This is a genomic window from Micromonospora sp. NPDC005254, assembly GCF_042872525.1.
Lineage (GTDB): Bacteria > Actinomycetota > Actinomycetes > Mycobacteriales > Micromonosporaceae > Micromonospora.
In genome coordinates this window covers 494,651-516,510 of the sequence record NZ_JBIAKM010000006.1, presented here as the reverse complement: position 1 = coordinate 516,510, position 21,860 = coordinate 494,651, and the positions used below count along the sequence as shown (strand labels likewise).

Genomic DNA, 21,860 nt, shown 5'->3' with positions numbered 1-21,860 from the left:
GCAACTCGCCTCCGCGCATCCTCAACAGGTGTGCAGGTCAGTAGTGGACCGAGCCGCTGCCGGAAGCCTTTGCGATGTCGCCACCGGACTTATTCGTGGAATAATAGTCGAAATACAAAGTAGTGTTCGTTGGAACGTTCGACCAGCACCAGGTGCGCGTCACGCCGTCAGTCGGAACGGTGATAGTCCCGCCCGCCGAAAGGCTGACCTTAAACTGATGCCACGACTCCTCAGGGTAATCCCACGTAGCTTCAATGTCCTTGCAGAAGCTCGTCTTCGTGGACTTGAAGTCTCGGCCTTTCAGGCTCCACACTCCATCAAAAGTGAAGGAGTACGGGATTGCGGACACCGCGAAAGGAGTCATTCCCGTCGTGACCGTAGGGCCGTTCTGAGTGTAGTGGTCGATCGGGCCCTGAAGCTTGGGCATCGTCCCGGTAACCGTCATGGTCACGTTCGGCGGCAGCGACGCCCACACGGCGGCATTGTTCGCCGCAATCTCGGCGGCACTAACTGTCGGCTTCGCCGGCTCGCTGCCGGCCGATCCGGTTTCAGGTGCCGCTTGAGCAGCCGGAGCTGCCAATAGCAGAAACCCTGTGGTCACGGCGGCGATGGTTCCAAGAGACCGCTTCACTAACGAGTGTGACACTCTGTGATCGTCCCGTGCGGTTTATGTGATACTTCGACCCTGCCATTAAACGAGCCTTCACTACAAGAACGACCACGGTCAATCTTTGTGCGATTTTTCGCCAGCATCGGGTTAACATGTCCGGCGGACATGTGGTATTGTCAGGAATCTCTGCGTGAGAAGGTGATTCGGGAGGCGGCTCCGGCAACGTGCCGACGCGAGGAAGGCCTGCGCGAGCAGCTCAACAGTCGGCTGGCATGAGTCTGTTGACGTCGGAGAAGCGCAAGCGCGTACGCGACCTTCTCCGGGGTCATCGCCGGTGGGCGACCCAGCCGCTGGCCGCGGGCGCGGGCGGCGGCCGGGGGCGGAGCCGGTGCGGCTCCGCCCCCGTGTGCGCAGGTCCCCGAGCGCTACGAACTCAGGTACTGCGCGATGTAGACCGGCACGCCGACCTTCGTCGTGTCGGCCGCGTCGCCGACGCCGTTGACCACGTGGTCGATCGTGCCCGCGCTGAGGTTGACGGTCATGATGTGGTGCAGTCGCACGCCCGGCCGGTTCGGGACCTCGAAGCCGTTCTCGGTGTGGATCGACGGGTTGTTCTGGTTGAACACGTACACCCCGCCGCCGTAGAGGTCGTGGTGGCGCACCCGGTCGCCGACCTTGTAGCCGGCGAACCCCTCGACCGGGCCGTTCATCCAGTCGGCCTGCGTCGGCGGGTCGTACGGCAGCTCGTTCTGGTAGAGGATCGTGGTGCCGTGCTCGCCGTTCCAGACGGTGTTGTAGCGCTGGAAGTGCTCGACGAAGAGGCCGGTGGCGGTCACGTGGTCGCCGTTGATGACAGCGCCGTAGCGGCCGGTGTTGGTGCGCCAGCGGTCGGTGTCGCCGTTGACGCCCGCGGTGAAGCCCTCGACGCCGTGGTCGCCGCGCCACACCCAGGTGTGGTCGATGAGCACGTTGTCGCTGTTGACCTCCAGCGCCGTGTTGGTCCGGCCGATGTGCGGGCCGCCGACCCGGAAGTACACGTCGGACAGCGTGGTCGGGTTGGCCGGGCTGCTGGCGTCGTGCCCGTGCTGCCGGCCCACCCGCAGCAGGACCGGCGACTCGACGGTGCCGGCGTCGATCGTGACGCCGGCGACGATGACGCCGGGGACGTTCGCCACGTCCAGCGGGACGGCGCCGTTCACCGCGGTGAGGGTGGCGTGGCCGATGCCGAGCACCACAGTGTTGGCCCGCCGGATCTCGATGCTCCGGGCGATGTCGTAGACACCGGGGGTGAGCAGCAGGTGCTTGCCGCGTGCGAGTTGGCTGTTGATGACGCGAACCGGGTCGGACGGCTTGGCGATGAAGAAGTCGTCGATCCCGATGGTCCGCCCGGGGGTCATCCCGTTCGCCCACGAGACGCCCCGGCTGTCGCGCTGCGCCGCCGGCACCCGGACGTTGTAGTGGCCCTTGCCGTCGACGTACAGGTACGGCTTCTCCCGGCTCACCGGCGTGGTGTCGAGGGTGGTGTACGGCGGGTCCGGGAACGTGGCGTCGTCCGGTGCGCCTTCGACGCCCGCGAAGACCTGGTTCCACACGGCGTTGGACCACCCGGCGATCTCGCTGTTGCGGGTGAGCCACTGCTGCTGGGAGCCGTTGGTGGTGGCCGGCAGCCGCGAGTCGGCGATGAAGCCGCCGCTGGCGTACTGCGGACCGGCCGTGCAGTAGTCCATCAGGGACAGCCCGCCGCCGGTGATGTTCAGCCGGCGCATCGAGACCGCCTGGGACACCGCCCAGAAGTTCGCCGTCGACCGGCAGCCGTCCTGGCCGGCGGCGTTGACGGTGAGCGAGAGGTTGGACAGGGTGCGCCAGAAGTTGACCAGCGCGAGGCAGTTGCCGGTGCCGCCGTCGGCCAGGCAACGGTTGTAGACCTCCAGCTTGCCGTTGACGGCGACGTCGGTGGGCGACGCGCCCAGGCCGGCGACCTCGGTGTAGTAGCCGACCTTGGCCTGCAACGGCTGCTCGGCCGTGCCGTACGCGCCCGGCTTGAACAGGTAGGCGTGCCGCTCGGTGCCCATCTCGTTGTCGACCTGCCGGGCGTGCGCGGCGTCGAGGGTCTGCTGGATCTCGCTGACCGGCATGGTCGGGTCGAAGATCGTCACGTTCGGCCCGAAGTCGGGTGTGCCGTGGGTCGGGCGGCCGGCGGTGGCGGCGGTGCCGGTCGTCGTGAGGGCGGTGGTGACCAGAAGGGCGAGCAGGAGGGTACGTCGGGACGGGGTTGTCATGTGGTTCGTCCTCTCCGCGACCGGGGCGTACTCCCGGCGCAGCTGGGGCGTGAGAGCGCTCTCTGGTGTTTCTACCCGGTCCGGCGGCCCCACGCCATGACCGGGGACGGCGAACTTCGGGCCGGACCGGTGAGAATGGACGGTGGCTCGCAACTCAAGGAGGCGACGATCGTGGGTGGCACGTTGGCCGACGTCCTGGACGCGGCGGCACGCGGGCACTTCCCGCCGCCGGACGGCGGGACCACAATCGTGCCGCAGCACAGCCGTCGGGACGCCGGGGTGATCGCGTTCACCGCCCACTCCGTGGTGTTCACCGACGAGGACCCCGACTGGGTCCGCCGTACCCTGGCCGCCCTCGACTGCGACGCTCTGGCGGCCACGATGAATCCGCGTTTTTTGAGCGCGCTGCTCGACCGCACCGGACGGTCGACGGACACCATCGACCTGCTGACCGTCGCCTCCCCGCTCACGGGCGCTCCCCCGCTCGCGCTGCGCGAGCTGACCGACGCCGACCATCCCCGCGAGGCCCGGGCGCGCAAACGCCGTGACGACGTCCGGGTCTGGGCCGCCGAGGGCGGCGTGGTCGTTCTCGGCCGTGGCGTGGCGGGTCGCTGGGAGGCGGCGATCGAGGTCGACGAGGACGTTCGCCACCGGGGCCTGGGTCGGGCGCTGGCGACCGCCGCCCGGCACCTGGTGCCCGACGGGCAGCCGGTCTGGGCACAGCAGGCCGCCGGCAACGCGCGCAGTGTGCGTGCCTTCCAGGCGGCCGGCTTCCGACCGGTGGGCGCCGAAGCGCTGCTCCTGGAGAAGTAGCCTCTCCGGGCGCCCCTACAGGTCCGCGCCCAGGAACTCGTCGATCATCGGGGCCAGCCAGTCGGCGCGCTGCGGGATCGTGGTGTGGGTGGTGCCCGGCAGGATGGCCAGCCGGCAGGCCGGCAGACCGGTCAGGTCGCCGGGCACCCCGCCGCCGAGCAGCCGGAACATCCGCACCGCGTGCTCGGGCTGGACGATGTCCGAGTCGGCCAGCACAATCATGGCGGGCGCGGCCAGGGCATCGTCAGTCACCGTCCACCATTGTGCCGCCGACGGTTCCGACCGCTCGCTGGTACTCGATCGTCGCGGCGACCCGGTCCGCAGTGGCTGCATCCATCTCGCGTTCCGTGATCCACAGGGCCAGGTCCAGCCCGGCGGAGAGCGCGCCTGCGGTGATGCGGTCGCCGTCGTCGACCACCCGCTGATCGAGGACAGTGACGCCGTACGCCCGTAACTCCTCGTAGGCGTTGCGGTTGGTGGTCGCGCGCCGGCCGGTCAACAGTCCGGCGGCGGCGAGCAGGAGGCTACCGGTGCACACCGACGCCATCCAGCGCGTCGAGGGGGCCAGCGCGGCCAGCCGGGCAGGCAGCACCCCGTGCTGCGCCTGCGCCCAGGACCCCGCAGCGGCCCGATTCAGCCATCCCCCGCCCGGTACGACGACACCGTCGGCCTGCCCGAGCACCACCGGCACATTGAGCTGGACCCCCCGCATGCTGCGTACCGGCCCCGGTCGCTCGACGGCGACCAGCTCGACGGTGAACCCCGCCATCGCCAGCACCTCGAAGGGTCCGAACACGTCCAGTTCGTCGAAGCCATCGAAAACCACGATCTCTACTCGCACCGGGCCAGGATCTCGTCCGGTCGTCGGCCCTGACGAGTGGCATTCTTGCCACTGTGCACAAGCAATCCGCCACGCACCGGGTCGCCGTACTCGCCCTACCGCCGGTCGTCGCTTTCGACCTGACCATCGCGACGCACGTCTTCGGTCACGAGGGCCAGGGCCGGTACACGACCGTCGTCTGCTCCCCGGACGGCGGCGCCGTGCCGACCACGACGGCGGGACTCGGCATGACCGTCGACGCAGGTCTTGAAGCCGTGCGCAACGCGGACACCGTCATCGTGCCCGGCTTCAGGCGCGGAGCCGCGCCGGCCCGAGCGCTCGACGCCCTGGTCGCCGCGTACGAACGGGGTGCTCGTGTCGCGTCGATCTGCACCGGCGCGTTCGCGCTCGCCCAGGCCGGGCTGCTCGACGGCCGGCGGGCCACCACCCATTGGGTCCACGCCGAGGCGCTGGCCCGCGAACACCCCACGGTCACCGTCGATGCGAACGCGCTGTACGTCGACGAGGGACAGGTGTTAACCAGCGCCGGGCTGGCCGCCGGCCTCGACCTGTGCCTCTACCTGGTCGGCCGGGACCACGGCCAGACGGCGGCCATCGAGCGCGCCCGCGTCATGGTCACTCCCCTGCACCGGGCCGGCGGTCAGGCGCAGTTCATCCCCCTCCAACCCACCGATGCCTCTGACCTGACCGTGGTCACCGAATGGGCGAACGCCCACCTGCACCTGCCACTGACCGTCGGGGACCTGGCCCGGCGCGGCCACCAGTCGACCCGTACGCTGCACCGCAACTTCCGGCGGCGCTTCGGCATGAGCCCGCAGGCCTGGCTGACGCAGCAACGACTTCGTGCGGCGTGTGGCCTGCTCGAAGACGGCACGGTCACCATCGACGAGGTGGCCCGACGGACCGGGCTGGGCACCGCCACCAATCTGCGCGCCCACTTCCGCCGGGCCTTCGCCGCCACCCCCACCGCCTATCGCCAAGCCTTCAACCCCTGAACCCCGCGCCTCCCGCGATCTTGCACTTTGTGCGGCTGTCACGCGGCTTTCGCGCCTTATATCACCGCAGAAAGTGCAAGATCGGCGTGGGGGGCGCACCGAAGGGCTTGGGCGTGTTGCTGCTATACAAAGCAACCATGACGCGTGATCGGATCATCGCGGGACTGTTGCTGGTAGTCGCACTGCTCAGCCTGGCCGCTTCGAAGGCCGCGCCGTTCCTGGACGACGCCCCGCTGGCGGCACGAACGGCGATCGTGGTTCTCGGCGTGGCGTGCGGCCTCGGTGGCGTCTGGCTGTGGCTCCGACGCTCCCCCGAACAGCAGTAACCCACCCGCTCCGCCTCTCGCTCCGTCGATCATGGAGTTGTGGTGGTGCGCAAAAGGGACTGTGGTGGCTAAGGTGGCCACCACAAGTCCATGATCGACGCCGCAGCCCCGGGGCCGCTGGGAGTGTGGGTCACCGGGCTGGCACCGGCTCGGCCAGGAACTCGTCGATCATCGGGGCCAGCCAGTCGGCGCGCTGCGGGATCGTGGTGTGGGTGGTGCCCGGCAGGATGGCCAGCCGGCAGGCCGGCAGACCGGTCAGGTCGCCGGGCACCCCGCCGCCGAGCAGCCGGAACATCCGCACCGCGTGCTCGGGCTGGACGATGTCCGAGTCGGCCAGCACGATCATGGCGGGCGCGGCCAGGGCCCGGATCTGCTCGGACGTCCAGCGCGGCAGGTTCGCGTCCAGGACCTTCATTTTGGTGACCAGGGTGGCCCAGCCCGCCGGGTCCGGCGCGGTCCGCAGGTACTCCTCGTGGAACTCCGAGCCGTGCAGATGCTCCGGTTGCAGGTCCTGGATCCCGTCGAGCAGCCCGGGGTGCAGGCCGTCCTCGTCGAAGCTCACCGAGGCGAGGACGAGCCGCCCGACCCGCTCGGCGTGGTCGGTGCCCAGGCGCAGCGCCACCGCCGAGCCCATGCTCCAGCCGAACACGTCCGCCCGCTCGACACCCAACCGGTCGAGCAGCTCGACCACGTCGGCGGCGAAGTGCTCCACGGTCAGCGGACGGTCGACGTCCGGGGTGTGGCCGTGCGCCTGCAACTCCACGGCGATCACCCGCCGCGACTTCGCCAGGAACGGCAGGATCGTGCCGAACGAGGTGCCGATGCCGGAGAGCGCGCCGTGGATGAGCACCAGCGGCCGGCCCTCGTCACTGCCATGTGTCTCGTGATAGATCTCCATGCCCACACGGTGCGCCGGCGCGCTTACGGTCTGCTTCAGGTCGTCTTACCGGCGCTAAGATGTCCGCCGTGCAGTTCGGGGTGCTCGGGCCGCTCGCCGTCACGACGGACGCCGGCGAGCCGGTGGTGGTGCCCGGCACCAAGGTGCGCGCCCTCCTGGCGGACCTGCTGACCAACCGCAACCAGGTCGTCTCCGCCGACCGGCTCATCGACGACCTGTGGGGTGACGACTCCCCCGCCAACCCGGCCGGCGCGCTCCAGGTGCGGGTGTCGCAGCTGCGCAAGGCGCTCAACGACGCCGAGCCGGGCGCCCGCGACCTGGTCGAGTCCCGCGCTCCCGGCTACCTGCTGCGGGCCGGCACTGTCGACGCCGACCGGTTCGCCGAGCTGGCCCGGCACACCGACGTCGACCGGTTGACCGAGGCCCTCGGGCTGTGGCGGGGCGAGGCGTACGCCGACGTGGCCGACGCCGAGTTCGTCCGCGCCGAGGCGACCCGACTCGCCGAGCAGCACCTCGCCGTGCACGAGCGGCTCGCCGAGGCCCGGGTGGCCCGGGGTGAACACGACCTGGTCGCGGCCGACCTGGCCGAACTGGTCGCCCGACACCCGCTGCGCGAGGGCCTGCGGGCGGTGCAGCTGCGGGCGCTGTACGCGGCCGGTCGCCAGTCCGAGGCCCTGGACAGCTACGCCGACCTGCGGGACCGGCTCGCCGACGAGCTGGGCCTCGACCCCGGCCCCGAACTGGTCGCCCTGCACCGCAGGATCCTCGAACAGGACGCCGGCCTGAGCGCGCCGCCGAAGGCCGCGATCATCCGCAACAGCCTGCCGGCCCAGCTCGACGAGCTGGTCGGCCGGGCCGAGGCGCTGACCGAGCTGCGAGCCCTGCTGCCCGCGCAGCGCCTGGTCACGCTGATCGGGCCGGGCGGCGTCGGCAAGACCCGGCTGGCCACCGAGACCGCCCGCGGCCAGTCCTTTCCGGACGGCGTCCTGCTGGTCGAGCTGGCGCCGCTGCCGGCCGGCGACCCGGGCGTCGCCGAGCAGGTGCTCGGCGCGCTGGACGCCCGCGAGGCCGCCGGCACGAGCCTGTCGGCCACCGACCGACTCGTCACGGCGCTGCGGGCGCGACACCTGCTGCTCGTGCTGGACAACTGCGAACACGTCATCGAGCCGGTCGCCGCGCTGGTGGCCCGGCTGCTGCGCGACGCGCCCGGGGTGCACGTGCTGGCCACCAGCCGGGAGTCACTCGGCCTGACCGGGGAGCTGCTCTGGGAGGTACCCCCGCTGTCGCTGCCCTCGGACAGCGACCCGGACGCGGTGCGGCGCTCGGCGGCGGCCCGGCTGTTCGCCGCCCGTGCCGCCGCCCAGCACCGCGGTTTCCGACTCGACGAGCGCACCGCGCCGGCGGTCGCCCAGCTCTGCCGTCGCCTGGACGGCCTGCCGCTGGCGTTGGAGCTGGCCGCGACCCGCGTCCGCGCGCTGGGTCTGCGGGGTGTGGTGGACCGGCTCGACGATCGGTTCCGGCTGCTCACCACGTCTCAGCGCGACGTGCCGCCGCGACAGCGGACGCTGACCGCGGTGATCGGCTGGAGCTGGGACCTGCTCGACGACGCCGACCGCGCGGTGCTGGCCCGGCTCGCGGTGTTCGGCGACGGCTGCACCCCGGAGGCGGCCGAGTTCGTCTGCCGGACCGACCTCGACACACTGGCCCGCCTGGTGGACCGGTCGCTGGTGGTGCTCGACGACTCCGGCACCAGCCCCCGTTACCGGCTGCTCGAGTCGGTCGCCGCGTTCTGCCTGGACCACCTGGTCGACGCCGACGACACCCGGGCGCGGCACGCCGCGTACTACACCGACCTGGCCGAACAGGCCGACCCGCAGCTGCGCGGCCCCGACCAGCAGCGGTGGCTGGCGCTGCTCGACGCGGAGACGGTGAACCTGCGCGCGGCGCTGGTGCACGGCGGCGGGTTGCGGCTGGCCGTCGCGCTGAGCTGGTACTGGTACCTGCGGGGCCGGCTCACCGAGGCGCGGCGAGCCCTCGCGACGCCCGGCGATCCGACGCAGGAGAGCCGCGCCGCAGCCTGGCGGATCGGCTTCGCGCTGTTGCAGGGCGAGCAGATCCCACCGGCCGAGGTGCGCGCCGTCCTGGCCGGTGTCACCGACGCCCGAGCCGTCTGGTTCGCGGCGAACGCGGTACTCGGGAGCAGTGACCTGCCGCTGGCGTCGGAGCTGCTGCCCACCGCCGCCACCGATCCGTGGACCGAGGCCGCAGTGCTCAGCTCCCGGGCCATGATCGCGCACGCCGGCGGTGACCTGGCCGCGTTGGAGAGCGCGGCGACGCGCAGCACCGCGCTGTTCGCCGAGGTGGATGACCGGTGGGGCCGCCTCCAGGCGAGCGACTGGGTGGGTGGGCTGGCCGAGATTCGCGGCGAGTACGAACGCGCGGCAGCCCTGCACCGGGAGGGGCTGCGCTGGGCCGAGGAGCTGGGGCTGTGGCCGCACGTGGCCGGCAAGCTGTCCTGGCTGGCCTGGATCGCGGTGCAGACCCGCGACTACGCGCAGGCCCGGGAGCTGGCCGAGCGCGCGTACCAGCTGGCGGTGGAACAGGGTTCGCCGAGCGCGATCGTCTTTGCCGAGCTCGGCCTCGGCTTCGCCGCCCGCCGCGACGGCAAGCTCGACCTGGCCACCACCCACCTCACCCGCCTCGCCGAGCAGGGGCGCAACGAGGCCCAGCCGGCGCTCTACCTGCCGATGGTCCTCGTGGAGTTGGGTTACGCGGTCGAGCAGAGTGGCGACCCCGCCGCCGCGCTGGCCCTGCACCTCGAGGCGTTCGACGTCGCCGAGGCGATGGCCACCGCACGCGACGTGCTCGGCCCGCTGGAGGGGATGGCGTCGGCGGTGCGGTCGCCCGAGGTTGCGGCCCGGCTGCTCGGCGTCGCGGCCGCCGCCCGGCAGGCCGCCGGCGTTCCGGCCGCGCCGGCGGAGCGCGACGACACCGACCGGGTGACCGAGCGGGTGCTCGCCGTGCTCGGCCGGGAACGGTTCGACGCGCTGGTCGCCGAGGGCGCGAAGCTGAGCCCGGGCGAGGCCCGGGCCCAGCTCTGATCAGCCGCTCAGTCGCTCAGCTCGCCGCTCAGCCGCTCAGCTCGCCGACTTCGGCCGGTACGAGGCGACGATCACGCCGCTCTTGTGCACCCGGGTGTCGACGAGGTCGAACGAGGCCGTGAAGTCCGTCAGCGGCACCGTCAGGCTTGGCGTGCCCTGCAGCACCGGGTGGATCCAGAAGCGGACCTCGTCCACCAGGCCCGCGGTGATCAGTTGGGCGGTGACCGAGCCGAAGCCGTACTGGATGATGTTCTTGCCGTCCTGGGCCTTGAGCGCTGTGACCGCCTCGACCAGGTCGCCCTGGAGCACCTCCGTGTTGTTCCAGGTGGGATTGGTGAGGGTGGTCGAGGCGACGTACTTCTTGACGTTGTTGAAGTAGGCGGCCCCGGTCATCGGGTCGCTCTCGTCCTGCTGCGGCCAGGCGACGGACATGCCGTCGTAGGTGGCCCGGCCCATCAGCATCGCGTCCGCCCCGTCGGTCAGCTCGCCGGCTACGACGATGGACTCCTCGTCGAAGTACGGGCCGGTCCACACCGGGTTCTCGATGACGCCGTCGAGGGTGAGGTAGGTCGAGTTGATGAGCTTGCGCATCGGAATCTCCTGGGTGTCTGTCGTGTTCTGCTGACACCCGGAACACTGCAGGCCTCCGCTTACGATTCGCTTCAGATGCCCTTACCCGGGTCGGTCAGCGGGATCGGCAGCGCCTGCGGGGCCGCCGTGCCGCCGCCGGGCGAGTGCGCCGGCGCGGGCCGGTCGCCGGTGCGGCTGTGCAGGCGTCCGCGCCCGGCCGGCCCGGCGCGGCGGGTCACCTCGACGGTCACCATCCGCACCGGCGGTGGCGGCGCGGTGAAGCGGCCGACGCCCCAGCGCACCCAGATCGGGATCCGGCCGGCGTCGGCCTCGGCGGTCAGCTTCTGCACCGTACGCGCCCGGTCGGTGTGGTCGACCTCGATCACCACCGGCGGGCCGTCCGGTCGGGCGCACGCCACGTCGAGGACGGAGTGTCGCTGCTGCATCGGCGGTGGCAGCGGTACGACGCTGGGCGCACGCCGGTAGACCCGCCAGCGGTGCGCCTGACCCCACCCCACCACCGCGTCGATGATCCGCGCGGTCACCTCGTCGGTGTCCAGGTCGACGAAGGTCACGTCGGTCAGCCATCGGCTCAGGTCGGCGGCCAGCCGCTCACCCTGCTCCGTGACGTCCACCGGCGCAGGATAACGCCTCAGCCGAGGGTGGCCGGCGTCGCGGCGAGGTGCCGGGTGAGCCAGGCGGTGGTGGCCGTACGCGCCGTCTCGGCGTTGTCGCGGGCCAGGAAGTCGTGCCCCTCGCCGGTGAGCACGAGGTGCCCGTGCGGGACGTCCCGCGCGGCGAGGGCCCGCGCCACCTGCGCCGACTCGCCGGCCGGCACGTTGGTGTCGTTGGCGCCGTGGATGAGCAGCACCGGCACGTCGAGCTGGTCGATGTGGGTCATCGGCGACAGGTCCCGCAGCAGGTCGGCGTCGCGCACCGGGTCGCCGTACTTGCTGACGGCGGCGGCGGCGATCCACGGTTCGGTGCCGGCGTAGAACGTACGGAAGTCCGAGATGCCGCACTCGGCCACACCCGCGGCGAACAACCCCGGGAAGTTCACCAGCACCGCCAGGACCAGGTAGCCGCCGTAGGAGCGGCCCAGGCAGCCGAGCCGGCCCGGGATCGCGACACCGCTGTCGAGCAGGTGGTCGGCGCACGCCGCCACGTCGGCGATGGCCCCGTAGCGGCCCGCGAGGTTGTCCGCGGCGACGAAGGTGCGGCCGAAACCCGACGAGCCGCGCACGTTGGGCGCGAACACCGCGACGCCCTGCGCGACGAGGGCCTGGAACAGCGGGTTGTAGCCGGGACGCTCCTGCGCCTCCGGGCCACCGTGCAGGCTGATCGCGGTCGGCCAGGGGCCCGGACCGGGCGGGCGGTAGAGCCAGCCGGACAGCGGCAACCCATCGCGGGCGCGCAGGTCGACAAGCTGCGGGGCGACACCGCTGTCGCCCGTACGCGCGGCGCCGGTGTCCGGCCGCAGCGGGCGGGGCGTGCCGGTCACCGGATCGACCAGCCAGACCTCCCGGGGCTGCACCGGCCCCTGCGCGGTGACGCAGAGCAGGTCGCCGTCGGCGGCGAAGACGGCGCCGTCGAGCACCTCACCCGGGGCGGCGACGGCCCGCTGCACGCCGCTGGCGAGGTCCAGCAGGCTCAGCTCGCTGCGCCCGCCGTAGGTGTTCCACAACAGCGCGGCACGTCGCCGGTCGGCGCAGAGCGCGACGTGCTCCAGCTCGGCGTCCGGACGCGCCGCGAGCCGCGTCGGGGCCAGCGTCGGTCGCGCGAGGTCGACGCGCACCAGCGCGGCCAGCTCCGAGAACGCGTCGGTACGCGCCAGCACGCTCGTCCCGTCGGGGCCGAAGCAGCCCTGGTCGGTGCTGCCCCGGCCGGTGTCCGGCAGCAGCCGTACCCGGTCGCCGGTGGCCACGTCCAGCAGCTCCAGCCAGCGGGCGTTACGCGGACCGCGACGCAGCAGGGCGGACCCGCCGTCCGGGCTGACGTCCAGGAGGGTGAGCAGGTCGCCCTCGGCGAGCACCCGCCGGTGCCCAGTGCCGGCGTCGACCAGCACGGCGGCACCCCGCTCGGCGGTCTCGGTGACCGCCAGCAGCGCGCCGTCGGGCAGCCAACCCGACAGGGCTGCGCTGCGGCGGCCGAACCCGGCGACCTGGCGGCGCTGCGTGCCGTCCGGGCGCAGCACCCACAGCTCGGTGCGGGGTGCGCCGCCGGGCGCGACGACGCAGGCCAGCCACTGCCCGTCCGGGGACCAGCTCACCGCCAGGACCGGTTCGTCGCCGCTGGGCAGCGCGACGGCCTCGGCCGCGTCGACGTCGCGGACCCAGACGGCCGGGATTCCGGCCCGGTCGGACAGGTACGCCACCCGTCGGCCGTCCGGCGACGGAGCGGGCGCGAAGTCCTCGCCGGGGGGCAGGGTCACCGCCGGCCGGTGGCGCACGGGTCGGACCCGCCGCGGCACCTCGATCCGTACGCTCATCTAAACCCCGATCCGCTGCAACCAGAGCTCCAGCAGCCCGAGCTGCCAGAGCGCGTTGGAGCCCAACGTGGTCCGCCGGGCGTTCGGCGCGTCCAGCAACTCCTCCAGGTAGTCCTTGCGGAACAGGCCGCGCTCGCGCGCCGGCCGCGCGGTCAGCGCGTCACGGACGTCGTCGAGCAGCGGGCCGGACAGGTGCCGGATGGCGGGCACCGGGAAGTAGCCCTTCGGCCGGTCGATCACCGCGTCGGGCACGATGCCCCGGCTCGCGGCCTTGAGCACGCCCTTGCCACCCTGGGCCAGCTTGAGCGCCGGTGGGCAGGCGGCGGCCAGCTCGACCACCTCGTGGTCGAGGAACGGCACCCGGGCCTCCAGCCCCCACGCCATCGTCATGTTGTCGACCCGCTTGACCGGGTCGTCGACAAGCATCACCAGGCTGTCCTGGCGCAGCGCCGCGTCGAGCGCGGTGTCCGCCCCGGGCGCGCCGAAGTGGGCGGTGACGAACTCCAGGCTCGCGTCGCGGTCGAGCATCCACTCGGGCGCCAGGTGCCCGGCGAGCGCGTCGTGGCGACGGTCGAAGAACACCCGGGCGTACGCCTCGACGGCGTCCGCGCGGGCCACGTTGGCCATCGGCGGGTACCAGTCGTAGCCGGCGAAGATCTCGTCGGCGCCCTGCCCGGACTGCACCACAGTGATCCGCTGCGAGACCTCCTCGGAGAGCAGGTGGAACGCCACGCAGTCGTGGCTGACCATCGGCTCGCTCATCGCCGCGATGGCCTCGTGCACTCCCGGCACGAACCGGGCCGCGCCGATGCGGATCTGGTGGTGGTCGGTGTCGTACTCGCGGGCCACCAGGTCGGAGTAGTGGAACTCGTCGCCGCTCTCCCCCGCCGCCGCCTCGAAGCCGATGCTGAAGGTGGCGAGGCCGGTCTGGCCCTGCTCGGCGAGCAGGGCGACGATCAGGCTGGAGTCCAGGCCGCCGGAGAGCAGCACGCCGACCGGCACGTCGGCGACCATCCGCCGGCGTACGGCGGTGCGCAGCGCCGCCATGATCCGTTCCTGCCACTCGTCGGGGGACATGGCCGGCGCGGCGGCGCGGGTGAACTCCGGCCGCCAGTAGACGGTGTCGGTGCTGCGGCCGTCGCCGGTGATCACCCGTACGGTGGCCGGGGGCAGCTTGCGGACGCCGGCCAGGATGGTGCGCGGTGGTGGCACCACCGAGTGGAAGCTCATGTAGTGGTGCAGCGCCACCGGGTCGAGGTCGGTGTCCACGTCACCGGCGGCGAGCAGCGCCGGCAGGGTCGACGCGAAGCGGATCCGGCCCGGCGTCTCGGCCAGGTAGAGGGGCTTGATGCCGAGCCGGTCGCGCGCCAGCACCAGGGTGTTCGTGGCCAGCTCGACCAGGGCGAACGCGAACATCCCGTAGAACCGCTCGACGCAGGCCGTCCCCCACCGGTGGTACGCCTTGAGGATCACCTCCGTGTCCGAGGTGGACCGGAAGGAGTAGCCGGCGGCGGTCAGCTCGTCGCGCAGCTCCCGGTAGTTGTAGATGCAGCCGTTGAAGACCATGGCGAGGCCCAGTTCGGGATCGACCATCGGCTGGGCGCCGGCGTCGGACAGATCGATGATGCGCAGCCGGCGGTGCACCAGCGCCGCCGGGCCGTGCTGCCACCGCCCCTCGCCGTCCGGGCCCCGGGAGGACAGGACCGGGAGCATCCGTTCCAGCGCCGCCTGATCCGGTGGCGCCCCGTCGAGGCGGAACTCGCCTCCGATACCGCACATGGCACACACCTCTCATCGGCTCGGTTCGCTCGGGCCGCTGACCGGTCCAGGCTTGGTGGACCCGGTTGCGTCCCGATGACATCCGCATCAAGCGTGGGTTACACCGGGGGCTCCCCGGCTCCGCCGAGGAGCCAGGTGTCCTTCGAGCCACCTCCCCGCGAGGAATTGACGATCATGCTTCCGGCCGGCGCGACCCGGGTCAGCGCCACCGGGGCCACCTCCGCAGTCTCGCCGAGGAACACGAACGCCCGCAGGTCAACGTGGCGCGGCGCGAGGGCCGTACCGTCGAAGACCGGGTGGGTGGTGAGCGCGACCACCTCCTGGGCGATCCACCGGTGCGGCGCGGCGAGGATCTGCTCCCGGACGGCGTCCAGCTCCTCGGCCTCGGCGTGCGGGCCGATCACCACGCGGTCCCCGCCGTACCCGTCGACCGGCTTGAGCACCAGCTCGTCGAGCCGGCCCAGCACCTCGGCGCGCTGCTCGGGCAGCCCGCACAGGTACGTCGGCACGTCGCCGAGCAGCGCCTTCTCCCCCAGGTAGTACTCGATGAGCCGGGGCACGTACGCGTACAGCGCCTTGTCGTCGCCGACGCCGTTGCCCAGCGCGTTGGCCAGCGTGAGCCGCCCGGCGTGCACCGCGGCCAGCAGCGGCCAGCCCAGCGGCACGCCGTCGGCGCCCGGGGCGTGCAGCAACGCGTCCTCGTCCATCCGCAGGTAGAGCACGTCGACCTGGCTGCGGCGGCCCTCCCGGACCAGGTGGACGCGGCCGTCGGACACCAGCAGGTCGCTGCTCTCGGTCAGCGGCACGCCCATCTCGTCGGCGAGGAGCCGGTGCTCGAACCAGGCCGGGTCGCCCGGACCGCTGCTGAGCACCACCACGGCGGGGTCATCCGCGGCGGCGGGGGCGGCGGCGAGCAGCGCCCGGTGCAGCATCGCGGGTGTCTCGTCGGCGGGCAGCAGGTCATCGGGCACCGGCAGCTCGGGCAGCACCGCCCGGGTGAGCCGGCGGTTCTGCACGGCGTAGCCGATGCCCGAGGGCACCCGGAGGTTGTCCTCCAGCACGTACCAGCCGCCGGCCGGGTCGCGGACGAGATCGGTTCCGGACACCTGGGCCCGCGCGCCACGCCGGCCCATCAGCGCACCGGTCGGGCGCAGCCCCGGCGAGGACTCCACCACCCAGGCCGGGACGACCCCGTCGGCGACCACCGCCCGGTCGGCGTACACGTCGCGCAGGAACGCGTCGAGCGCGCGGGCGCGCTGCACCAGGCCGGTCCGCAGCGCCCGCCAGTCGTCGGCGGGCACGACCCGGGGCACCAGGTCGACCGGGAAGAGCCGGGTGCTGGCCTCACCGGCCACGCTGAACGTCACGCCCCGGGCGCGCTGCTCCTCGTCCCGGTCGTGCTCGCGTTGGCGCAGGCCAGCGGCGCCGAGGGTGCGCAGGGCGGCGAGCAGCGGACGGAACGTCGGCTCCGGCCCGTCCGGGCCGAAGACCTCGTCACCCGCATCGGCGTACGCGGACAGCGCGGGCGGTGGCGGCACACCGGGCAGGGGCGTACGCACCCGGCCCCGCGTCTCGTCGAGCAGCAGGTCGACCACGTCGGCCAACCGGCCCCGCCGCTCGTACGCCCGCCGCTGCCGCGCCGCGGAGCTGCCGCGCTCCAGCGCGTACCGGGTCAGCTCGCGGACCTGCTCCCAGTCACCGGTCGCCTCCAACTGCGGGCGCAGGTCGGTCACCAGGCGGCCGACCGCCTCGGCGGCCGGCACCGGCCGGGCCGAGCGAGGCAGGTCGAGCAGGTCGCCTTCCAGCCCGGAGCGGGCGGCCCGCCACACGGCGGCGCGCAGGACCGGCGGCCGGACGGCGGTGCGCTCGACTCCGGCGCGCAGGGCGGCGACCTCCCGGCGCACCAGCGCCCGGAACAGCCCGGTGAGCAGGACGATGGTCTCCACGTCGGCGTTGGCGTCGGTGATGCGCAGCTCCACGGTGGGCACGTGCGCCGACGGCCGAACGTCGAAGTAGATCATCGCGGGGTCGGTGATGGTCTCCGAGGAGATCAGCTCGGCTACGAGGGCCTCGTGGTCGGCCGCGCTGGTCACCTCGCCCGGGTCACCGGCCGTGGGCCAGCGCTGCCAGACCAGCGAGCGGACGCTTGCGTAGCCGCTGTCCTGACCCATCCAGTACGGCGAGCTGGTGGACAGGGCGAGCAGCACCGGCAGCCAGGGCTGCACCCGCCGGGTGACGGCCACCGCCAGGTCCCGGTCTGAGACCCCGACGTGCACCTGCGCGCCGCAGATCAACTGCTCCCGGGCGAGCATCTGGTACTCGTCGAGCATCCGTCGGTAGCGCGAGGTGGGGGTGACGCTCGGGTCGCCGTCGGCGCGCAGCGGCACCGTGCCGGCCGCCACGATGCCCAGGCCGGCCCGGTCGGCGACCTGGACCGCCGACTGGCGCAGTCGGGTCAGCTCGGCGCGGATCTCGTCCAGGGTGCGGCAGACCGCGGTGTTGGTCTCCACCACGCTGCGGTGCAGCTCGGCGGTGAACGACGTGGCCGGCAGCCGGTCGAGCAGCTCCCCGGCCCGGGGCACCAGCTCCCGGGTGTGCAGGTCGACGACGTGGAACTCCTCCTCCACGCCGATGGTGGCGAGGTCGGCCGGGTCGTCGTGCACCGCCATCGCCGGGGCGGGACGGGACGTGGGCACGGCCCGACCGTTGCCGGACCGGCCCACCGGCCCGTCGAAGGTCGCCGCGTTCGTGGTGTTGTCGACCATGGTCACCCCGGTTCGCGTGTCGGTGGTCTCGACTGTCCGACGAGCGTTCCCAGGTTTGGTACCGGGGGCGTTTCCGGCGCGTTAAGGTGACGCACCGTTCTGCCCCCGTGGCCGCGCACCGACGAGGGGCGCCGCTGATCCTCTTCGGACACCTGGTCCCGTGATCGACACGGGATCGGCGATGTCGGGGCATCCCACTGGCCCGGATACCCCGACATCGGCGATCTGGAGTTGATCAAGCGCGCGGCCGGGTCACCTCATGTTGGCGACCACGAACGGCGCGTGGCCGTGCAGGTAGTTGTTCCACCCGCCGGTCACCGGCGCGCCGGGGCTGAGCAGGTTGGTGGTGTCGGTGCCGACGTCGAGCTTCCAGGCGGTCCAGGAGATGTTGTTCGCCTTCATCCAGTCGATCCAGGACTGCGCCTCAGGCAGGCAGGCCCGGCCGTCGAGGCCGCCGTCGGCGTTGCTGGCGCCCCACTCGGTGACGAACAGCGCCAGGCCGGCCCGGATCGCCGCGTCGCCCTTGGCGCGCAGTGACCCGCCGTGGGTGCAGGAGTAGAAGTGCAGCGTGTACATGAGGTTGGTGCCAGCAACCGGGCTGGCCGCCGCGGCGTCCACGTCCTGCGACCACGTCGGCGTCCCGAGCACGACGATGTTGTCCGGGTCGGCGGCGCGGATCGCGGACACGACCGCCTGGTGGTACGGCTTGATGACGCCGGTCCAGCTGAACTGCAACGGCTCGTTCCACGTCTCCCAGATGACGTTGGGCAGGTGACCGTAGCGACGTGCCAGGTCACCGAAGAACGCCACCGCCTGGGACTGGTTGTTCTGCGCCTCGTGCGCGTGCCAGTCGACGATCACGTACACCCCGGCGGTGACCGCGTTGTTGATGATGGTCTCCACCTGCGCCCGCGCCCTGCCCGGATCGCTGAGGTACGCCCCGGCCGGCTCCACGCCCATCGCCGCGCGGATCACCTGGAGGTTCCAGTTGTCGCGCATCCAGGTCAGCGCGGACAGGTTCTCGGCGTAGGGAGCGGTCTCCCAGTTGAGCCACATGCTGCTGACGCCGCGCAGCTGCACCCGCGCGCCGAACTTGTCGCACATCGTGGTGCCGCAGACCCGCAGCTGCCCGTACCGCTGCACGGGTGTGCCGGTCGTCGGCGGCGGTGTGGTGGGCGGCGGGGTCGTGGGCGGCGGAGTGGTCGGTGGCGGGGTGGTGGGCGGCGGGGTGGTGGGCGGCCGGGTCGTGGGCGGGGTGCCGCCGGTGCAGGACACGCTGTTGCCGTTGACGGTGCAGTTCACCGGAGTGCCGGAGCCGTTGACGAGGAAGCCGAACGACGTCGAGGCGCCGGACCCGAGGGTGCCATTCCACGACACGTTGCTGAAGGTGTAGTGGTTGCCCGAGGTCACCTGCTGGGCGTTCCACGACTGGCTGATGCTCGACCCGGCCGGCAGGTCGAACTCGACCCGCCAACTGCTGATCGGCGCGGAGGTGTCGTTGGTGACCGTGACCTGGCCCTGATAGCCACTGCCCCAGTTGTTGGTCACGGAGAACACGACGGTTGCCGCGCTGGCCGGCGTGGCGATCATCGCCACCGCGCCGGCGAGCAGGCCGGCGACGGCCAGCGACGTGACAAGTCTCAGTGTGCGCATGCGGAACCCGCTTCTCTTCGACGGTGATGGTCTGAGGCGGGGCGGCGCCTTTACGCACAGTATCGATCAACGACGATGTCCGGCAAGACGGGCGCGCCGGTGCCCGCCGCTCGGCAGGTCAACCCCGCCGCCAGCCCCAACGGCGCGAACCGGTCGCGTCCCCCGACCCACCCTTCTCCCGGGCCAGCATCTCGGCCGCGACCCGCAGTTTCTGGGCGGGCTCCGCGGCGGCCGGGCCCAGCGTCTCCACGAAGCGGTTGCCCATCGCCAGCACCATGGCCGCCCGGTCGAGGTCGCCGATCAGGACCAGGCACTGGGCGTACACCCCGTAGGTGTTGGCCATCTCCCAGAAGGTCAGCGGACGCGCCAGGTCGAGCAGCCCCTGCCGCAGCTCGCAGGCCCGCGACGCCGCCAGCGCCGCCTCCTGGGCACCGTCGCCCGACGACGGCCGCGTGAGGTGCCGGTGCAGCAGCGCCGTCGCCTGGTTGTGGTAGGCCGTGCCCATCGCCTCCCGGGTGCGGGGCCCGGCGGACGGCGGAGATCCGGCGGAGGTCAGACCCACCGTCACGGCCCGTTCCAGCAGGTCCCTGCGCGTGGCGGGCTGACCGGCGGCGAACGAGACCTCGGCCAGGTCCACCAGTGCGGTGATCAGCTCGGCGAGGGCGTCGTCCCGGGGTGCGGCCGCCACGTTCCCGCCCTCGGCCACCACGGCGTCGTACACCCGCTCGAAGACGACCACCGCCTCGCCGCCGGGCGCCATCCCGTCGGCGGCCCTGCCGCGCGCCGAGAGCAGCATGCTGTGCCGCCACAGCGCCCGGGCCAACTGCTGCTGGTCCTCGCGGACCCCACCCGGACCGCGCACAGCCTCCCGGTACGCCTCGATCACCCGGACCCACAACCGGTCCGCCTCCGCCCAGGTGTCCTGTCGCGTTGAACGCTCCCGCGCCTGCTCGAACAACCGTCGCCGCTCGTCCGGTCCCATCGTGCGCACCGCCCTTCGTGGTCGCCCCCAGCCCACACCGCCAAAAGCAGTGAGACTCGTCGATTCTAGGTCGCCCCGATGGTCACCACCCGCGCCCACTGCGACGGCGCGTTCGGTACGCGGTCCACCTCCTCGCCCCACGACGCCCGGCCCCGAGGTGGTCAGGCCGCCGGGCGTACGCGGTAGGCCAGGTGCGTGACGCCGTCGCCCTCGACGACGCGGAAGGGGCCGTCGAGGTGCAGCGGCGCGATCGTCAGGCCGGCGAAGAACGGTATGCCGGCGCCGAGCACGACCGGGACGAGGTCGACGTGCACCTCGTCGAGCAGGCCGGCCGCGGCGACCTGGGCCGCGATGGTGCCGCCGTTGACGCCGACCTCCTTGTCACCGGCGAGCGCCTTCGCGCGGTCGATGGCGCTGGCGATGCCGTCGGTGACGAAGACGAACGAGTCATTCTCCGGCTCCCAGCCCTGCGGCACGGTGTGCGTGACGACCACGACGGGTACGTCCATCGGGTGCCGGCCGCCCCACCCGCCGGTCATGTCGAACAGCCGCCGGCCGACGACAAGCGCGCCGGTTCGTTCGGTGAGGTCCCGCAGGTGGCGGGCGCTCGCGGCGGACGTCCGGAACGTCATCTCGGGGTTGGCCGTCGGCGTCTCGACGTCGCCGCTGCCGTACCACTGGAAGAGGTGCTCGAAGCTGCCATGAGCCGGGATGGACCGCCGTTGGACGCCGCCGGGCGGCAGGCGGAGGACGGTCGTAGCGTGGTGCCCATGAGAACCACCACGCTGGGCAGTGCAGGGCCCGAGGTCGGCGTCATCGGCCTCGGGTGCATGGGCATGAGCCACGGATACGACATCACCGGCCCCCGCGACGACGACACCTCGATCTCGGTGATCCGGCAGGCGCTGGACCTGGGCGCCACGCTGATCGACACGTCCGACGTGTACGGGCCGTACACCAACGAGGAACTGGTCGGCCGGGCGCTGGCCGACGGCCACCGGGAGCGGGCCGTCCTGGCGACCAAGGTCGGGCTGGTGGCCACGTCCCTGACCGGAGGCCCCGGCAACTCGCCGAAGATCGGCAACAACGGCCGGCCGGAGCACATCCGCGCGGCGATCGACGACAGCCTGCGCCGCCTCGACACCGACCATGTCGACCTGTACCAGCTGCACCGCGTCGACCCCGAGGTGCCCATCGAGGAGTCCTGGGGCGCGATGGCCGAGGTCGTCGCGGCGGGCAAGGCCCGTCAGATCGGCCTGTCCGAGGTGACGGTGGACCAGATCGCGCGGGCCCAGGCCGTGCACCCGGTGGCGTCGGTGCAGTCCGAGCTGTCCCTGTGGACCCGGGACCCGCTGGCCGAGGTTCTGCCGTACTGCGTCGCGCACGGCATCGCCTTCCTGCCGTTCTCCCCGCTGGGCCGGGGCTTTTTGACCGGCCGGTTCTCGTCGTTCGACGATCTGCCGGCCGACGACTTCCGACGCGGCCTGCCGCGCTTCCAGCAGGACGCGCTGCGGGCCAACCTGGCCATCGTCGCCCGGGTCCGGGAGATCGCCGACCGGGCCGGCGTCACTCCCGCGCAGGTCGCGCTCGCGTGGGTGATCGCCCAGGGTGACCGGGTCATCCCGATCCCCGGCACCAAGACGCCGAAGTACCTGCTGGACAACTGCGCAGCCGGCGACGTGCAGCTCGGCGCCGAGGAACTGGCCGACCTGGACGCGCTGCCCGCCCCCGAGGGCGGTCGCTACTGAGCGTCCGGCGGC

At 72.4% G+C, this 21,860-nt stretch carries 18 protein-coding genes; 5 read left to right on the top strand and 13 right to left on the bottom strand.

Going from position 1 to position 21,860, the window contains the following annotated elements:
* Positions 1-37: 37 nt before the first annotated feature.
* On the bottom strand, positions 38-601 hold the full coding sequence (locus ACFYPR_RS21315; RefSeq protein ID WP_387261857.1) for a hypothetical protein: 564 nt from the start codon (positions 599-601) through the stop codon (positions 38-40).
* Between the two features lie 434 nt (positions 602-1,035).
* Positions 1,036-2,889, bottom strand: coding sequence for an adenylyl cyclase (locus ACFYPR_RS21310; RefSeq protein WP_387261854.1), 1,854 nt, complete (start codon positions 2,887-2,889; stop codon positions 1,036-1,038).
* A 171-nt stretch (positions 2,890-3,060) separates the two neighbouring features.
* Here ACFYPR_RS21310 and ACFYPR_RS21305 point away from each other — a divergent pair, with 171 nt between their 5' ends.
* Positions 3,061-3,702, top strand: a complete 642-nt coding sequence (locus tag ACFYPR_RS21305) for a GNAT family N-acetyltransferase (RefSeq protein WP_387261851.1) — start codon at positions 3,061-3,063, stop codon at positions 3,700-3,702.
* Positions 3,703-3,717: 15 nt separating this feature from the next.
* On the opposite strand, the gene ACFYPR_RS21300 is transcribed toward ACFYPR_RS21305, so the two are convergent.
* Both ACFYPR_RS21300 and ACFYPR_RS21295 read right to left on the bottom strand, forming a co-directional pair.
* Positions 3,718-3,954, bottom strand: a complete 237-nt coding sequence (locus ACFYPR_RS21300) for a hypothetical protein (protein WP_354859160.1) — start codon at positions 3,952-3,954, stop codon at positions 3,718-3,720.
* Complete coding sequence (locus ACFYPR_RS21295; protein WP_354859158.1) at positions 3,947-4,543, bottom strand: DJ-1/PfpI family protein; 597 nt, start codon at positions 4,541-4,543, stop codon at positions 3,947-3,949. Before ACFYPR_RS21295 ends, ACFYPR_RS21300 begins: the two co-directional genes overlap by 8 nt.
* A 53-nt stretch (positions 4,544-4,596) precedes the next feature.
* Here ACFYPR_RS21295 and ACFYPR_RS21290 point away from each other — a divergent pair, with 53 nt between their 5' ends.
* Together ACFYPR_RS21290 and ACFYPR_RS21285 are read left to right on the top strand one after the other, a co-directional pair.
* The gene (locus tag ACFYPR_RS21290) at positions 4,597-5,538 is read left to right on the top strand and encodes a GlxA family transcriptional regulator (RefSeq protein WP_387261848.1); all 942 of its coding nucleotides are present in this window, start codon (positions 4,597-4,599) and stop codon (positions 5,536-5,538) included.
* A gap of 137 nt (positions 5,539-5,675) precedes the next feature.
* Complete coding sequence (locus ACFYPR_RS21285; protein WP_354859154.1) at positions 5,676-5,864, top strand: hypothetical protein; 189 nt, start codon at positions 5,676-5,678, stop codon at positions 5,862-5,864.
* 130 nt (positions 5,865-5,994) lie between these two features.
* Here ACFYPR_RS21285 and ACFYPR_RS21280 read toward each other — a convergent pair whose 3' ends face one another.
* Positions 5,995-6,762, bottom strand: coding sequence for an alpha/beta fold hydrolase (locus ACFYPR_RS21280; RefSeq protein WP_387261845.1), 768 nt, complete (start codon positions 6,760-6,762; stop codon positions 5,995-5,997).
* A gap of 59 nt (positions 6,763-6,821) precedes the next feature.
* Here ACFYPR_RS21280 and ACFYPR_RS21275 point away from each other — a divergent pair, with 59 nt between their 5' ends.
* Positions 6,822-9,863 (top strand): BTAD domain-containing putative transcriptional regulator, encoded by a 3,042-nt coding sequence (locus ACFYPR_RS21275; protein ID WP_387261842.1) that lies wholly within the window; start codon positions 6,822-6,824, stop codon positions 9,861-9,863.
* A gap of 36 nt (positions 9,864-9,899) precedes the next feature.
* Here the strand turns inward: ACFYPR_RS21275 and ACFYPR_RS21270 are convergent, their stop codons facing one another.
* The 8 genes from ACFYPR_RS21270 to ACFYPR_RS21235 form a co-directional block, all read right to left on the bottom strand.
* Positions 9,900-10,454: a dihydrofolate reductase family protein gene (locus ACFYPR_RS21270; RefSeq protein WP_354859149.1), complete on the bottom strand. Its 555-nt coding sequence runs from the start codon at positions 10,452-10,454 to the stop codon at positions 9,900-9,902.
* A gap of 71 nt (positions 10,455-10,525) precedes the next feature.
* Positions 10,526-11,068, bottom strand: coding sequence for a hypothetical protein (locus tag ACFYPR_RS21265; RefSeq protein ID WP_354859146.1), 543 nt, complete (start codon positions 11,066-11,068; stop codon positions 10,526-10,528).
* Between the two features lie 17 nt (positions 11,069-11,085).
* Positions 11,086-12,921 (bottom strand): S9 family peptidase, encoded by a 1,836-nt coding sequence (locus ACFYPR_RS21260; RefSeq protein WP_387261839.1) that lies wholly within the window; start codon positions 12,919-12,921, stop codon positions 11,086-11,088.
* A complete protein-coding gene (locus tag ACFYPR_RS21255) occupies positions 12,922-14,700 on the bottom strand; it encodes an N-acetylglutaminylglutamine amidotransferase (RefSeq protein WP_354859142.1) in 1,779 nt (592 codons plus the stop codon). It lies immediately after the preceding gene.
* 98 nt (positions 14,701-14,798) lie between these two features.
* Positions 14,799-17,465, bottom strand: coding sequence for a glutamate--cysteine ligase (locus ACFYPR_RS21250; protein ID WP_387261888.1), 2,667 nt, complete (start codon positions 17,463-17,465; stop codon positions 14,799-14,801).
* A 252-nt stretch (positions 17,466-17,717) separates the two neighbouring features.
* The gene (locus tag ACFYPR_RS21245) at positions 17,718-19,118 is read right to left on the bottom strand and encodes a cellulase family glycosylhydrolase (RefSeq protein ID WP_387261837.1); all 1,401 of its coding nucleotides are present in this window, start codon (positions 19,116-19,118) and stop codon (positions 17,718-17,720) included.
* Between the two features lie 118 nt (positions 19,119-19,236).
* Entirely contained in the window at positions 19,237-20,100 is an 864-nt protein-coding gene (locus ACFYPR_RS21240; protein WP_387261836.1) for a hypothetical protein, read from the bottom strand.
* 161 nt (positions 20,101-20,261) lie between these two features.
* On the bottom strand, positions 20,262-20,732 hold the full coding sequence (locus tag ACFYPR_RS21235) for a dihydrofolate reductase family protein (protein WP_387261833.1): 471 nt from the start codon (positions 20,730-20,732) through the stop codon (positions 20,262-20,264).
* Positions 20,733-20,870: 138 nt separating this feature from the next.
* Here ACFYPR_RS21235 and ACFYPR_RS21230 point away from each other — a divergent pair, with 138 nt between their 5' ends.
* Positions 20,871-21,848, top strand: a complete 978-nt coding sequence (locus tag ACFYPR_RS21230; RefSeq protein ID WP_387261831.1) for an aldo/keto reductase — start codon at positions 20,871-20,873, stop codon at positions 21,846-21,848.
* Positions 21,849-21,860 lie beyond the last annotated feature (12 nt).